Here is a 14,748-nt window from a genome sequence, read left to right on the forward strand (position 1 = left end):
CATAAAAAGAACGCTGGAATGCGATACCAAAAAAACCGCTCCCTTATCTAGGATAAGTTAGCGGCTCTATTGCCCATCAGGTGCTGACTCGTTCAGAAATGATACTTTTACGAGATCAATGATGGATTTGTTTCTTGTAGTAATACCTCTCCATCACTTGCATGATGGACTCGTTCTTAATAGGTTTGCTTACATAATCATCCATGCCCGCCTTCAAGCATTTATCCATATCGCCTCGGACGGCATTTGCCGTAACCGCAACAATATATGGACATGCTTCGGGGCCCGAAAGTTCCTTAATCGCTTTGGTGGCTTCAAATCCGTCAAGCCGAGGCATATGCACATCCATAAAAACAATATCATATGCATTACGTTTGACCGCCTCAACAGCCTCCGCACCATCTGCCACATGATCTACAAAATGTCCCTTTTTCTCAACCATCCGGCTGAGTACAAGCAGATTAACCTCATTGTCTTCCGCAATCAGAATGTGCAGAGGTGTGCTTCTGTTCTTTTTCTGCAGTTGATCAAACTGGCTGCTGCCTTCATCATTATTTAATTTGAAGGAAGCCGTAAATATAAATGTTGTACCAGGTTCATCCGATTCCTCGATCCAGATATCGCCATGCATTAGCTCTACGAGCTTCTTACTGATGGCTAGCCCCAGACCAGTCCCTTGAGGTTTACGGGTCATAAAGTTCTCCAACTGGTAGAATGGCTCAAACAATTGCTCTCTTTTCTCGGCAGGAATCCCTATGCCCGAATCCTTCACCTTAAAATGAAGAATTACGTTATTGCTGCACTGCTCCTTAACTCCGACTTCAATTTCCACGCTGCCTTCTGGCGTAAATTTGACCGCATTGCCGATAATGTTGGTAAGTACTTGTTTCAAACGGTAAGCATCGCCATAAAGCGGAGTCGGTATGGCCTCATCCAGACATAAACGAATATCCAGCTTCTTTTCACGAGCCAGTGGTTTCACAATTTGCACGGTCTCTGTCACGATTTCTCCAAGATCAAAGGGATCGTCTACCAGATCGGTTTTACCTGACTCAATTTTTGAGAAATCCAGGATATCATTAATGATGGCCAGCAAGGAATCCCCGCTCTTCTGAATGATATGAATATATTCCTTTTGCTCCCCACTAAGTCCCGGCGTATCCAGAAGCAGGTCTGTCATACCGATGACACCGTTCATGGGTGTACGAATTTCATGGCTCATCATTGCCAAAAATTCACTTTTGGCCTTGTTCATTCTCTCGGCAGTCTCTTTGGCCACAAGCAGCTTCTTCTGTTCGGTAATATCCTTCGCAATCAGATAGAATCCGACATTCGTCTTGTTGATGATGATCGGAGCAAGTGTAGCCAACACTTCTGTCTCACTGCCATCCATGTGACGAACGGCGTTAATTTCCTTCTCAGCCAATTCGTAGTTGCTGCGCAGGATCATTCCCAGATTGACAGCTCCGATGAATCTGCTAATACTCGTGCCGATCATGTCTGACACAGGACAACCTGTCATCTTCACCGCTACAGGGTTGGCATTCATGATGTTGCCATCCATGTTAAACGAGATAATGGCGTCATGATTATATTTCTTAAGTGAAGTGTAACGTTCCACGGATTCCTGCAGTTTAAATTCAATGAGTTTCCGTTCGGTGATGTCCTGCAATGTTCCGTTCAATTGTACTGGCTGGTGATGTTCATCAAACGTAATCAGCCCTCGCAAATGAAGATATTTTTCACTCCCGTCAGAGCGAGTATGTTTGTATTCGAAATCAAGCGGTTCTCCTTGCTTCGTGCCTCTGATTTTTTCTTGCAAGGATGCTGCATCCGCGGGATTCATCACCCGAAGAACATCCCTTGCCCGGTAGCGTTTGTGTGTGCGCTCGAGCTCGAAAATTTCAAGTACCTGATCTGAAGTGGCGATTTGGTCATTAACCATATCCCATTCCCAACTACCAATCATCGCAATGCGTTCGGCCTCTGCACTGATCTCTTCATGTTTCTTTCGCTCAGATATGTCTCGTCCAATGGTAAGTATCTGCCGTTCTTGCTCTGCATCCCCTATAATCTTGTATGTGGTCTCGAACCATAGATAATGTCCATCTTTATGGCGAACTCTGACATTCAGCATATTTCCGGTAGTCAAGTCCATCTGTGAGATCTGTTCCAAGTCAAACGGATGAAAATAGGCATTGTTATTCTGGCCGATAATGTCTTCTGGAGAGTAGCCCAGCAGATCGCGAACTGAAGGTGAGCAGAACCGGCAAACCCCATCAAAATTGGCGATGTAGATGATCTCCTGTGCATTATCCGAAATCAGTTTGAACATCTCTTCACTATGCAGGAGTCTTTGTTCGGACAACTTACGATCTGTGATATCTATAATATGACAAATGAAATAAAGCGGCTCATCTGTACTTTCATCCCGAGCCAAGGATATATGCAATGAAATCCAGAGTACGTCACCATTTTTTTTGATGTAGCGCTTTTCGTACGTATACTCTTTTGATCTGCCTTCAAACAAATCACCAGCATAGATTACATCCTGAGGGCAATCGTTCGGATGTGTAATATCCTGGTAGCTGAGATTCATCAGTTCCTCACTGGTATAGCCCATCATGCAGCAAAATGCAGGGTTTACTTTCATCCATTGACCTGAAGGAGCCACAAGTGCAATTCCAATAGGTGCTTGGTTATAAATCTGCTCGAACAATTCGTGATGGTCAACCTTTTGAACCTGCATTTTAAGATCTCCTTTTTGAAATATATACTTATGCAATAAATTGTCGAAATTTCAAATTTTGCTTCATCTTGTCCGTTCCACAAGGAATAGTCGTTTTAGAACCATAATAACTGCTTAGTACCCCGTATTATAGCGATTGAAACATCTGTTTCCAAGAGATTTGTGTCTTTCAAACGGAAACAAGGCCTGGATTCCAGAGACATGGAATTCCCGACCTTTGTCGCTAAAGTTCATTATAAGTCATATGGTGCACAAAATCGCGAGTAAAATCTGTCAGCGCTCCCGCCCAACCATGTAATCCAACAGATGTTTCAAAAAAGGAATATGCTTCGGCATTTCGGCAAGTGCATCCGTTGCGAGACAATAATGTTCCCACATTGCTTTTCTCGCTCCATCCTCCCCAAGGATGGATACGAAGGTTGAATTGTTGTTGCGGACATCCTGCCCGGCTGGTTTACCAAGCACCAGGTCATTCCCGTCCAGATCCAGCAGATCATCCTTGATTTGAAAAGCGATACCCGCATGGTAGGCAAATGTCTTCAAGGAGGAAATTTCAGAATCCTTTACCTGTGCCAGAATAGCAGGCATGACAAGCGCCGCTTCGAAGGCAATGCCTGTTTTGTAGAAGCAGATCATGTTCAGCTGATCCAACGTTAGCGCTTTTCCTTTGGAGTTCAGATCCATCGCCTGCCCCATACACATGTCTTCTGCTTTTTCAGCCGAATACCGAATCAAGGTTAGCACCGTTGCAGCATCGAATTGATTGAGTGAGGATTGTTCTCCAATGGCTTTCTGGATCAGAAAGAGGCCTGTTAATTCAGCTGTGGCGCTGTTATGCACCTGATGCAAGGTTGAACGGCCCCGCCTGGTTGAAGCATTATCCTGAGTTGGCAGATCATCAAAAATGAGGGAAGCCGTATGCATATACTCCAGTGACCTTAACAGCGGAACGATCGATGCTTCTGTCAGCCCATACTCTCTCACACCCATAACCCAGGTTAAGATCGGCCTCAGCCGTTTGCCGCTCCCCTGCAGGCTGTAATTGGCTGCATCAATCAGCGTTTCTTTCATTTCCGGAATTGCATTCGGTTTGGAGATTTGAACTTCCATGTTAATCCGTTCACGAACCGTTCGAACCGTTTGAATAAAGTCTTCTTTTTCCTTTTTGTCATTCTTCAGATGGACAATAACCTGATCCCTGAGCAATTTATCGAGAAAGTCCACGTCATCCGCTTTTCGAACCATTCGTTGAATGAGATCGTTAAATTCAGGCTGACCCGAAGTAAAGATGTCCATAATTTCATTATATTTCGCTGGTCCGAGTCGTTCCCTGCTGCGTTTGAGGCCATTGATCGCACGATCCAATATGACCTCACGTGTCTTCGCATCCGAGTCATACACGCTATGGATCAAGTGAGAGATCACTGTCCAATAGAGCTCATATGGATTAATTAAGTCAGGACGCAAATCCCGGTATTTCAGATAATACGTGTACGGAGTCACTGCCCCCTCTTCCAAATCATCAAACATATCTGCAAAATCATCTGCCAGTTGATTGTAAATTCCATAATAGAACGTGCGGAGATCAAAGCCTTCATCCTCCGAAGCGCTTAGGACGGAACGAACAATCAGCCTGGATGAAGATGACTTGATAATAATCGGGATATAGAGCTCTTCATTGGTATAGTTAGCATTGGTAAGTTTCTTCGCCCGGTCCAGCTCTTGGGATTGAAAAAACACGTAAGATTGCTCAAAAAAGGTTCGCTGCATCTCAGGTCGCTGGTAATTCTTGATGTATTCAAATGCCTCCCGCAGCTCCGAGTGAACATAGCGAATGACTTCCTCATTGTCTCCGTTCCACTCGCCAATGTCAGGTACAATTCCTGTAAGCAGCGCCTTTCGAATCAGGAGGGAATACTGTTCTTTCTCCTGGGAAGTCAGTGCCTGTGAATCCAACAAATCATCAATGAATGGATAGGTTAACCCGTACGAATACCCCAATCTGATGGCTGCATCAAATCTCTTCGAACGTTCCGGAATTGGCGTCGTCTCATCCAATTCATCATTCACATGCAGAACAACGCCAAGAATGATCTTAATCAGCTTGCGTTGTGCCTGCTCTGCGTCTAACTCCTTCGGAATATTTGAAGCGACGTTTTCAAGTTTCTGAATCAGCCAGATTACAGCAGTCTCCACGTTTTCCTTCTGAGCCCAGCGATACAATGCCGCCAGGCTAATAAAATCAGGCTGGCCCTGGCCTTTCGCTCCACCCTTACGCATGAAATATTTCTTCGTATCCTGCGCAACCCGCTGAATGCGAGCCTGCGTCTCCGGGGTATCCAGCGCCTTGCCCAGATCTCTCATATAAATATAGGAGATGCTGCGATCCAGATACTCATCCAGTTTGCCGGTCACGTTCAACCAGTGGATATATCTATGTACATCCCGGGAATCGGGTTTTCTTGTGCTTCGTGATATCCAAGGTAACCATGAGAATCGATGAATATGTTTCTTTTGCCATAGATGAAAATCCTGCATTAGAACCGTTGTATAAGCGTTATTCATTAGCTGGTCATGAAGGGAAGTAAAGTACTGGGCTGCCTTATGCTCGGCTAACTGATATCCTGCTTCGGCATGATCTATAAGTGCGTTATTCATAGGATGGATACCTCAACTTCTATTAATGTTAAACATGTATCCATGAGAGGAGATTGAGGGTGCTCCATGGACGAAAACTGTTGTGAATTCATGCTGTATCAAATTCGCCAGCTCATGTTCATAACCTTTATACGGCGCTTGAACCGTTTGGTTACGAAATCGTCACGGTCACTCCACTGATCCTTGTTTTTACAGAATAGAAGCCCACACTTTAACGGCAGTAACAGCAATGAGAACAACTAAACCATAGCGAAGCACCCTTACATTAATCATTGAACTGACTCTTGAACCCAGTGAAGCCCCTATTAGACTCCCTATAACGGTGTAGATGACTGGCTCGATCGGAATGCCTCCACCACTGACTTTCCCGATGACTCCACCAATCGCAGATATAAACACGATGGCCAGGGACGAAGCAATCGTCGTTCTCGTAGGAATACGAAGCACAGTCAACATGATGGGAATCAAAATAAACGCACCGCCAGCGCCAACAATTCCTGAGACAACACCGACGGCCAGAGCCGAACCTGCCGCAATCCATCGGTTAAATTCCACAACATTAGAAGAATTTTCTGTACCTCTTCCCGGAATCAACATGAGGACAATTGCGATAACCGCCAATATGCCGTAAATCAGGTTAATGACATCTCCATCCAGATGGCCGGATATGATGCCTCCGATCAAGCTGCCGATGAGAATACTGATGCCCATGTATGCCACGAGCGTCCTATTCACCAAAGCACGCCCGTCCCTGGCCTTCCTCTTCTTTCTCTGAAATGCGACTACACCTGCCAACGAGGAAAAGAATACCTGGAACATGCTAATGGAGGAAACCTCATGTGCAGTAAAAGGCTCAATACCCACAAGAGTGGGAACGTACAGCAGCAGGGGGTAGTTAATAATAGCTCCACCAATACCCAGTAAACCGGAAAAGAAGGAACCGACCAGACCCAGTATAAACATGATGATAAAAAGCAGAACATCCATCGGTAATTCTTCCTTTCTTGCGCTTGAAAAACCGTGTCAAAAAACTGTATACGCGGCGAAATTTATCGGCTATAATAAAAACCAAGTAAATTAATCAGAAATGAGTGATTAAGCATGCTCAATCTGTTCAAGACTCTTTTTGAAAATAAGTGTCCTCACTGCAGCGAAAAATTGCATGTATGCAGTGATTCACTCTGTGCCACCAAGACCTGCAGCCAGTGCAATTATAAGGAAGAAAGCTACGGCTCTCTCGGTGTACGCATTGTGTATGACACCACAAAATGATAAAAAACATTCCTGCTCATTGTACCACGTCTCCGCTGGCTCGATAAGCAGTAAGCCCTGATAGCAAGTGAAATCGAATAATCCAACATGTAAAAATATAAAAAAAGGTGCTAAACGAATTACTTCGTTTGGCACCTTTTTTTGCTCCATATTCGAAATCCGGCTCATTCATTTCCTAGTCCGCTTAACGGATCTTTTAGATTGTTGATATTATTAATCAGATCCGGAATTCCGGTCTTTTCCCAGTTTTCCGCAGTAAAGCCTTGCTCTGCTATGGTGGTCTCGAATTGATCCACAACTTCGGTTAACTGATTGTTATAACTGACCAAATTTTCATGGATGCTCTCACCGATGGCCGGAGCCGTAAGCTGTGAGAATTCACTTGCTTCCGCTTGAATCTGATCAATCTTCGTTTGAATCTGCTCGGTGATCTGGGGATTGTTGACGGCATCCGATGCGAGCTGCTGGAGCTCCGCGCCAGCACTGGATATTTGCTCGATATAGTCCGTTGCCCCACTAACGTAGTTTAAGCTTTCGTTTGCCTGCTCCACAACAGAACAAGCCGAGATGACAAAAATACTTGCAGCAATAAAGCCTGTCATGATCAGTGTTTGCCTTCGTTTACGTAAAATCATAAGCATCTTCCCTTCCTTGTATCAGAAGTCATTTACTTAATTGAATGATAGCTGTTCCGGATACCCGAATGCAAATCGGTCTGCACTCATAGGATTGAACATGTATAATGGAAGAATCACACGGTAAAGGGATGTCATGAATATGCTTCAGGCTTTGAATCAGCGCTTGAACCGCATCATGCCACTGATTACTCCAATCAGCATTATCATAGGCGTACTCTGCGGAAGCTTTCTTTCTTCGTACACTTTTTTATCCCCTTGGCTTTTTGCATTTATGACGTTTGCAGGAAGCATCAGTCTAGGGTTCAGGGATTTTCTGAATGTTTTGAAAAAGCCTTTTCCCCTGTTTGTTTGTCTGTTCATATTACATTTGGCGATGCCTTTGATCGCACTGGGTATGGGGCATCTGGTTTTTCCGATGGACGCTTATACGATAACCGGACTTGTTCTGGCAGCCGTCATTCCGACAGGTGTAAGCAGCTTCATCTGGGTTAGCATTTACCGTGGCAATATTGCATTGACGCTATCCATCATTCTAATCGATACTTTGCTGGCTCCATTCGTCGTTCCGGGTGTTCTTTCTCTCCTGATCGGTACCAGCGTTACGCTGGATATGGGAGCTATCATGAGCAGTCTGTTTTGGATGATCGTTGTGCCATCATTGGTGGGTATGCTGCTGAATGAATGGACCAAGGGAGCCATTGTACCGGTATGGGGCCCAAGACTGAATCCATTTTCCAAGTTGTTTATGGCGGTGGTAGTCGCTATCAACGGATCGGTCGTTGCTCCTTATCTGGCCGATTTCAACTGGAGACTGGCAGGTCTGGCGGCAATCATCATTTTCCTGGCTTCCTTAGGCTATGCACTCAGTTATTTCATTGCAAGATTGCTGGGCTGGAATGAGGCTGACCAGGTGGCGCTCGTATTTAATGGGGGCATGCGCAATATCAGCGCAGGAGCGGTGCTTGCCGTATCCTATTTCCCACCTCCCGTTGCTGTGCCAGTTGTTCTCGGAATGGTATTTCAGCAAATGCTGGCTTCCCTGTCAGGTTATCTGCTAGGACGGCGCTCACAACTGCTGCAAAAGGCAGACAAAACGTCGGCAGCCTAACATTTGCAAAGTTTGCTATAAAAAAAACAGCAACGCTCCAATATCAAAAATGGAGTACGTGCTGTTTTTTTAGAGTATTCGGATTTTATGGTGGAGAAGGGCTTATAGCTGGCCCTTCTCCAATTTCTCGATCAGGGTGGAAAAATCGATCCCCAGCAAGATTATTTCTTCTGGCCCATGAACAACTCCAATAGATGGCATATTAAACATCTGGAAGTTTTCCTCACGTAGATCGTAGCTATCAAACCGCCTTTGGTACTTAGGCTTACGTTGCTTTTTAATTCCCTCTGTAAAGAGTATTTTAGCTCGAAGGGCTTCAAAAGAGTATCCCCTGCCTAAACGATTAATGACTCGAATAAGGCTGTTTAGAGACGACTCCGTATAAGCGTTTGTAATGCGATGGTCGAAGTAGGCGAATATTTCCTCTTCCCAGTTCTTCATAGCCTTTGTAAGTGGTTCAAAAGCGGATTGCAGTTCAGTTGGTATTTTAGCTTTCCATTCGTTGTATTTAAGGAATGCCGTCTGTCTGCTATCACATTCCCAAATATCGAAATATGATTCCTTTAAGTCATAAGCAGTGCCGAGAGAAGGATAATTCTTTGTCCAAAGGTCAAGCGTAATTTTATCCATCTCTGTAAGCGCTATATGGCGTTTTAGGAGGATAAAACGGTCGTGCATCAGCCCTCGGCGTTCTTTTGGCGATAATCCTTCTCGGAGCTGCTTACGAATGGTTTCTAACGCTTGGTTTGCCATACGGACAACGTGAAACTTATCGACGATGATAAGAGCTTTTGGCAATATAGCCCTCACGGCGTCCTTATACGGTTGCCACATATCCATTGTGACATATCGTATTTCTCCTCTATTTGGAAGGCGTGAGAGGTAGCCTACAACGGTTTCCTTGTTACGATTGGGCAAAACATCTAACAAAGTACGTTCCTCAATGTTGGTTAAAACACATCTTGGCTTAATAATGTGTATTTCGTCAATCCCAAGCCAATTAGGAGTTTCAAATCGATGCGTTTCATTAAGACGATTGATGTAATCACGAAAGATGTTACGTATCGTTTTTTCATGCAATCCAACATCCTCGGATATGCTGACAAACGTGCGTTTAAGGCTTTCCTTCTCTATATAAGACAATAATCGTTTGGTACAGTTTCGCTTTTCGTCTATGGTGTGGTTTAAGTGTTCCCAAAAGGTTCGATTACAGTCTCTACAGCGATACCTCTGACGCTTTATAAGAAGGCCTACATGCTTGCCGTGAATAGGTAAGTCCATACAGATCTGTTCCCTGATATCATGTTTGTAGAGGTTGGCTATACATCCACAATGAGGGCAAGCCAAAGGTGGAGAGTTCGTCACCACTTGTATTAGAAAATCAAATTCATTCTCACTAATACTTAGGATGTTGAATTTTGAAAGATTTAGACTATCCATATGAATATCTTCTATGCATTTATGATGCAAACTCCTTCTTTGTTTTCATATGACTGGTCAGAATACCGCTGAACATGAAAGATAACAAAGAACCTGCAAAGCATATGGCCGCAAACATGCCTACGGCGTAAAAACCGTTAAAATTCGCGTAAATCAGGCCTGCGATCCAAGAACCGAGCGTGGTCGCAGCGTACATGATTGAATTGGCCAAGCTGGAGATTGTGCCGCGGATGGTTGGATTTAATGAATTCAGCATTCCCAATATTAGGGGAAAAGCGATCCCCATATTAACGAATATGAAAAAGTAAACACTTTCGAAAACCGCAATTGATGGCAAGTGAGGCAAAACAATAAAACATGCAATAGAGACAAGAAAGCCCACAACCAGCGTATTGAAACGGTTTAACGTTTTGATCACATAGGCACCGCCGAAGCTCCCGACGATATTCCCGAGACCAAGAAAAAACATCACGTACCCCGCTTGATCAATTGAAAGGTAAAAGCGATCCGTCACCCATTTTCCAATAAAAGAAAAGGCAGCAAAGAATCCACATTGAAATAAGAAATGAGCGAGGAAAGCCTTTCTCGCCATTCGGCTATTCAATAGTGGGATGTATCTGCTGAAAATCGGAATCTTCGCTTTTTGGCCTTGATCCGGTTTCATTTCGGGCAAAGCATAGAAGATGAATACCGCTACCAATAATGCACATGCACCGATTGTAAAAAAAGGATAATTCCAATGGGTTGACGCAAGCAGACTTCCAATAGGGATGCCGAACGCTTGGGAAGCAGCCAAGCCTGCCATGACGATTCCTGATACTTTGGCGATTTTTGACGTTGGAAACAGAGCAGGGATCGAGGCCCAGACTTGAGGCGCCGTAAATGCTGCGCTGACTCCGGCTAAAAAACGGAAGAAGAACATCGACCAAAAACCTGTGGCAAAGCCGCATAACATGGTTGAAACCGAGAAGCAGACCATACCGGAAAGCATTACTTTTTTGCGATCCCATCCATCGGAAAGCGGCCCAGCAATCAGTGCAAAAATGGCATAACCTAATGCATAAGACCCCACCATCCAACCCGAATATTCGGTCGGAATATGAAACAAGTCCTGAAGAGTGGGGATAAGCGGAGAGATCAAAAACGTATCCGTACCGATAACAAACATGATAAGGAAAAATAAAGCAGTTAACTTGATCATTCTATATTCACCCTTTGTAGTTAGTTCTATAGTTCAATAATTATTGAACTAATGAATAAAAAAAGAATTTCTTTCTACAACGTATCCAGAAATCCGGGTAAGTAAGTTTGAAATGTCTCCAAATCGATGCTCATATACTTTGCTTGGGCTTCTTTTCGTACCTTGATCAATTTCGCCTCCTTTAAAGCACGCAAGTGATACGAAGTATTCGATTTCGTAGTATCGCGAATATCTCCTACTTCTCCACAATTCATCTCCTTCCTGCTGGTGTATAGAGCTCGTATGATGTCCAATCTTGTTTCATCGGCTAACGCCTTAAATATTTTGACTCTGAGTTCATCATTTATTATTTTTTGAGTAGTCATAAAACCATTGTACTAAGATATCACTACAAATCAAGTCTTTAGAAAAATACCACCATATTCTCCGATTTTTAAGTGAAATGTTTTGATGTTGTCTCCACCATAAAATCCGAACACCCTTTTTTATTAGCCACATAAATCATAAGACGCTTCTTAGTTAAACCTACAACGTATTAAGGAAGCCCACGATTCTTGACGCCAATCTCGAATGTCCGGCCTGATTGGGATGAAGCCCATCAGGCACACCGTTTTCGCCAGTAAAGTATAAATTTTTATGTACCTTCAATAAAGGCTGTATTCCCGCAATGTTCCACAGATCACAGACTGGAATGGAGTACAATGATGCCACCTCTTTGATCGCAGCAATATACTCTGAGTATACTCGTCCGGTCACCGGATTGGGCAAATATTCAGGTACGGCTGTACTTGATCCATGCGGAGGAGTCAAAAAGACAATCAGGTTGGTTGGGTAGCGCTGGATCAAGCCCTCTGCAACATGCTTAAGTGCCCCATAAAATGTATCAGTCGAGCTCGGGGAAGTATTTATGTTACCAAATGCAGTCGTACCGCTGGAAAAATCATTTCTTCCTCCCATAAAAAACCCCCTCTTTTTCCCATTATAATATATCCGCATAACCTGACTGGCTCTGGATCTTCAATTTTTCCCGATGGGTGTAATAAAAGCACCATCAGCATGTGATGGTGCTTTTTATCCTTAACACTTACTTTTACATTGCTTATTTCGGCTGAATATACCCTTCAGCTTTAAGCAATTCCGCGATCAGAACCGCACCGCCTGCTGCTCCGCGGAGCGTGTTGTGGGACAATCCCACGAATTTATAATCATAGAGCGAGTCCTCACGCAGTCTTCCTGTGGATACGCCCATTCCGCGTTCAATGTCACGATCAAGCTTCGTTTGCGGTCTGTTCTCTTCCTCGAAATACGTAATAAACTGTTTCGGTGCACTTGGCAATTCCAGCTCTTGCGGACGCCCTTTGAATTGCAACCAACGCTCCAGAATTTCATCTTTGGAAGGTTTTTTCTCAAAGTTGACAAATACCGTAGCCAGATGCCCATCCGTTACCGGAACACGGATACATTGGGTCGTGATGAGTGGAGACGAAGCTTTCACAATCTCGTTGTTTTGCACGCTTCCCCAGATGCGAAGCGGCTCTTGCTCACTCTTCTCTTCTTCGCCACCAATGTAAGGAATGACGTTATCCAGCATTTCAGGCCAATCCGTGAAGTTTTTGCCTGCTCCCGAAATGGCTTGATACGTGGAAGCAACCACTTGAGTCGGGTTGAACTCACGAAGCGCATGCAGTGCAGGTACATAGCTCTGAATGGAGCAGTTTGGTTTAACTGCGATGAAGCCGGTTGTGGTGCCCAGACGTTTACGCTGTGCTTCAATCACTTCCAGGTGTCCTGGGTTGATCTCTGGAATAACCATAGGTACATCAGCAGTCCAGCGATGAGCCGAGTTGTTGGAGACAACCGGAGTGCCTGTTTTGGCATAAGCTTCTTCAAGCGCTTGTATCTCATTCTTTTTCATATCTACGGCACAGAAGATAAAATCAACCTGGCTGGCAAATGCTTCAACCTGGGAGGCATCCTGTACAACGATTTGTTTCACGGCTTCCGGGATGGGAACTGCGAGTTTCCATCTGCCCTGAACGGATTCTTCGTATGTTTTGCCTGCCGAGTTGGCACTTGCTGAAATGGCTGTTACTTCAAACCATGGATGACCATCCAGCAGGTCCACAAAACGCTGGCCTACCATTCCTGTTCCTCCGACAATACCGACTTTCAATTTTGCTGTCATATAATCATCATTTCCTTTCGGTTTGAGTTCAATATTAGCTATTTTCATTCCTGCATCGGTTGATGGGACTTCATGATTCTTCCCTTAGTAAACACTATTCAGGTCATTCCAAAGCGTGTAGCCAATACCCCGGAAAAACCAAAAAATCCCACCCCCAAGACAGAAGTCTCAGGGACGAGATTGAACACTCGTGGTACCACCCAGATTCGCCCATATGTCGCCATATCAGCCTCTAAGAGTTAAGGACACAACCGTTAATCAGTTGTAACAGCCTATACTCCAGCTCTGTAACAGGAGCTCCTGTCACACCATCCCTTATATGCCAAGTTCCGATGTGCTGCTCTGAGTCTTTATTCAATAAAAATTCTTTACCCCTTTTCAGCTGCCGGGGCTCTCTGAGAAAGAATACTTTTATTTACTCGTCTCTTCGTCGCATTTGATATTGCGATTATAATATCAAAGTTACCATTGCGAAGTAAACATATTTTTTATAATTTGCTGCAATTGGATATTTATTTACTATGTTTTAGTGACAAAAGCATTCGTTACCAGAAGGGCAAGCCTGCATTATTCTTATATCACCATATTATACCATATTTACTGATGCGCCTAAACATTATTTAATTGAGCCCCACTCGCTGCGAGCTGTTTGAGATATGGTGACAGTACCGGCTGCAGCTCCTTGCGCATGAGTCCGATCTCCAAAATAGCCTGGATGTAACCGAACTGATTGCCGATATCGTAGCGGCGGCCCTCAAGCTCAAGAGCGAGAAGCTCCTCCAACTGACTCACTTCTTTTAACGCATCAGTTAGTTGATATTCTCCTCCTGCTCCTCTCTCGATCCGATCCAAAATGGGAAATATCGATGGTTTCAGAATATAACGGCCCATTACCGCTGTTCTTGATGGTGCCTCCTCCATTGAGGGCTTCTCCACCAGATTCGTAATTCGGTGAACCCGATCTTCCGCACCCGCTGAATCGATAATTCCATATTTGCTTACATCTGCAGGCTGCACTTGACGTACACCCACGACCTGACTGCCGGTCTTTTCATACAAATGAATCATCTGTGCAAGTGCCGGCGGTTCGGATACCATAATATCATCCCCCAGCAGTACAGCGAACGGATCCTCTCCCACAAACTGACGCGCGCATCCGATGGCATGTCCTAGTCCCAGTGGTTCTTTCTGGCGGATAAAATGAATGCTGGCCATATCACTTATCGCCTGCACTTGCTCGAGCAAATCCTGTTTGCCTTTGGCATAGAGGGAGTGTTCCAGTTCCACCGATTTGTCAAAATGATCCTCGATCGATTTTTTGTTGCGTCCGGTTACAATAATAATATTTTCAATACCCGATTGAACCGCTTCTTCAACAATATATTGAATGGCCGGTTTATCCACAATGGGCAGCATTTCTTTCGGCTGAGCCTTGGTTGCCGGCAGGAAGCGTGTTCCGAGTCCCGCTGCCGGAATGACTGCCTTTTTGATTCTCAT

Annotated in this window: 12 protein-coding genes and 1 other annotated feature; of the genes, 1 reads left to right on the forward strand and 11 read right to left on the reverse strand. The window is 44.4% G+C overall.

What is annotated here, in order from left to right:
* Positions 1-115: 115 nt before the first annotated feature.
* The 5 genes from CHI14_RS05620 to CHI14_RS05640 form a co-directional block, all read right to left on the reverse strand.
* On the reverse strand, positions 116-2,749 hold the full coding sequence (locus CHI14_RS05620; RefSeq protein WP_095287424.1) for a PAS domain S-box protein: 2,634 nt from the start codon (positions 2,747-2,749) through the stop codon (positions 116-118).
* Between the two features lie 273 nt (positions 2,750-3,022).
* A complete protein-coding gene (locus CHI14_RS05625; protein WP_095287425.1) occupies positions 3,023-5,407 on the reverse strand; it encodes a polyprenyl synthetase family protein in 2,385 nt (794 codons plus the stop codon).
* 189 nt (positions 5,408-5,596) lie between these two features.
* Positions 5,597-6,394 carry a sulfite exporter TauE/SafE family protein gene (locus tag CHI14_RS05630; RefSeq protein ID WP_095287426.1) on the reverse strand — a complete coding sequence of 266 codons (798 nt, stop codon included), beginning with the start codon at positions 6,392-6,394 and terminating at the stop codon, positions 5,597-5,599.
* Between the two features lie 189 nt (positions 6,395-6,583).
* Positions 6,584-6,829, reverse strand: coding sequence for a hypothetical protein (locus tag CHI14_RS29870; RefSeq protein WP_170948023.1), 246 nt, complete (start codon positions 6,827-6,829; stop codon positions 6,584-6,586).
* A 14-nt stretch (positions 6,830-6,843) separates the two neighbouring features.
* Positions 6,844-7,314 carry a DUF6376 family protein gene (locus tag CHI14_RS05640; protein WP_141236636.1) on the reverse strand — a complete coding sequence of 157 codons (471 nt, stop codon included), beginning with the start codon at positions 7,312-7,314 and terminating at the stop codon, positions 6,844-6,846.
* A gap of 142 nt (positions 7,315-7,456) precedes the next feature.
* Here CHI14_RS05640 and CHI14_RS05645 point away from each other — a divergent pair, with 142 nt between their 5' ends.
* Positions 7,457-8,425 carry a bile acid:sodium symporter family protein gene (locus tag CHI14_RS05645; protein ID WP_095287429.1) on the forward strand — a complete coding sequence of 323 codons (969 nt, stop codon included), beginning with the start codon at positions 7,457-7,459 and terminating at the stop codon, positions 8,423-8,425.
* A gap of 102 nt (positions 8,426-8,527) precedes the next feature.
* Here CHI14_RS05645 and CHI14_RS05650 read toward each other — a convergent pair whose 3' ends face one another.
* The 6 genes from CHI14_RS05650 to galU all read right to left on the reverse strand — a co-directional run bounded on the left by CHI14_RS05650 (position 8,528) and on the right by galU (position 14,748).
* A complete protein-coding gene (locus CHI14_RS05650) occupies positions 8,528-9,865 on the reverse strand; it encodes an ISL3 family transposase (protein WP_095287430.1) in 1,338 nt (445 codons plus the stop codon).
* 19 nt (positions 9,866-9,884) lie between these two features.
* Positions 9,885-11,066 carry an MFS transporter gene (locus CHI14_RS05655; protein WP_095287431.1) on the reverse strand — a complete coding sequence of 394 codons (1,182 nt, stop codon included), beginning with the start codon at positions 11,064-11,066 and terminating at the stop codon, positions 9,885-9,887.
* Positions 11,067-11,140: 74 nt separating this feature from the next.
* Positions 11,141-11,431, reverse strand: coding sequence for an ArsR/SmtB family transcription factor (locus tag CHI14_RS05660; RefSeq protein WP_095287432.1), 291 nt, complete (start codon positions 11,429-11,431; stop codon positions 11,141-11,143).
* A 160-nt stretch (positions 11,432-11,591) separates the two neighbouring features.
* Positions 11,592-12,023 carry an SGNH/GDSL hydrolase family protein gene (locus tag CHI14_RS05665; RefSeq protein ID WP_249281011.1) on the reverse strand — a complete coding sequence of 144 codons (432 nt, stop codon included), beginning with the start codon at positions 12,021-12,023 and terminating at the stop codon, positions 11,592-11,594.
* A gap of 142 nt (positions 12,024-12,165) precedes the next feature.
* On the reverse strand, positions 12,166-13,251 hold the full coding sequence (gene asd, locus CHI14_RS05670) for an aspartate-semialdehyde dehydrogenase (RefSeq protein WP_095287761.1): 1,086 nt from the start codon (positions 13,249-13,251) through the stop codon (positions 12,166-12,168).
* Positions 13,252-13,418: 167 nt separating this feature from the next.
* Positions 13,419-13,691, reverse strand: a binding site (T-box leader).
* 169 nt (positions 13,692-13,860) lie between these two features.
* Positions 13,861-14,748, reverse strand: coding sequence for a UTP--glucose-1-phosphate uridylyltransferase GalU (gene galU, locus CHI14_RS05675; protein ID WP_095287433.1), 888 nt, complete (start codon positions 14,746-14,748; stop codon positions 13,861-13,863).

This window comes from Paenibacillus sp. 7516 (assembly GCF_002272715.1).
Classification (GTDB): domain Bacteria; phylum Bacillota; class Bacilli; order Paenibacillales; family Paenibacillaceae; genus Paenibacillus; species Paenibacillus illinoisensis_A.

Coding starts and splice junctions, on each gene's coding strand:
- CHI14_RS29870 (WP_170948023.1), bottom strand. CDS start 6,829: ATGGAGCAAAAAAAGGTGCCAAACGAAGTAATTCGTTTAGCACCTTTT.
- CHI14_RS05650 (WP_095287430.1), bottom strand. CDS start 9,865: ATGGATAGTCTAAATCTTTCAAAATTCAACATCCTAAGTATTAGTGAG.
- CHI14_RS05630 (WP_095287426.1), bottom strand. CDS start 6,394: ATGGATGTTCTGCTTTTTATCATCATGTTTATACTGGGTCTGGTCGGT.
- galU (WP_095287433.1), bottom strand. CDS start 14,748: ATGAGAATCAAAAAGGCAGTCATTCCGGCAGCGGGACTCGGAACACGC.
- asd (WP_095287761.1), bottom strand. CDS start 13,251: ATGACAGCAAAATTGAAAGTCGGTATTGTCGGAGGAACAGGAATGGTA.
- CHI14_RS05665 (WP_249281011.1), bottom strand. CDS start 12,023: ATGGGAGGAAGAAATGATTTTTCCAGCGGTACGACTGCATTTGGTAAC.
- CHI14_RS05620 (WP_095287424.1), bottom strand. CDS start 2,749: ATGCAGGTTCAAAAGGTTGACCATCACGAATTGTTCGAGCAGATTTAT.
- CHI14_RS05625 (WP_095287425.1), bottom strand. CDS start 5,407: ATGAATAACGCACTTATAGATCATGCCGAAGCAGGATATCAGTTAGCC.
- CHI14_RS05645 (WP_095287429.1), top strand. CDS start 7,457: ATGCTTCAGGCTTTGAATCAGCGCTTGAACCGCATCATGCCACTGATT.
- CHI14_RS05660 (WP_095287432.1), bottom strand. CDS start 11,431: ATGACTACTCAAAAAATAATAAATGATGAACTCAGAGTCAAAATATTT.
- CHI14_RS05655 (WP_095287431.1), bottom strand. CDS start 11,066: ATGATCAAGTTAACTGCTTTATTTTTCCTTATCATGTTTGTTATCGGT.
- CHI14_RS05640 (WP_141236636.1), bottom strand. CDS start 7,314: ATGATTTTACGTAAACGAAGGCAAACACTGATCATGACAGGCTTTATT.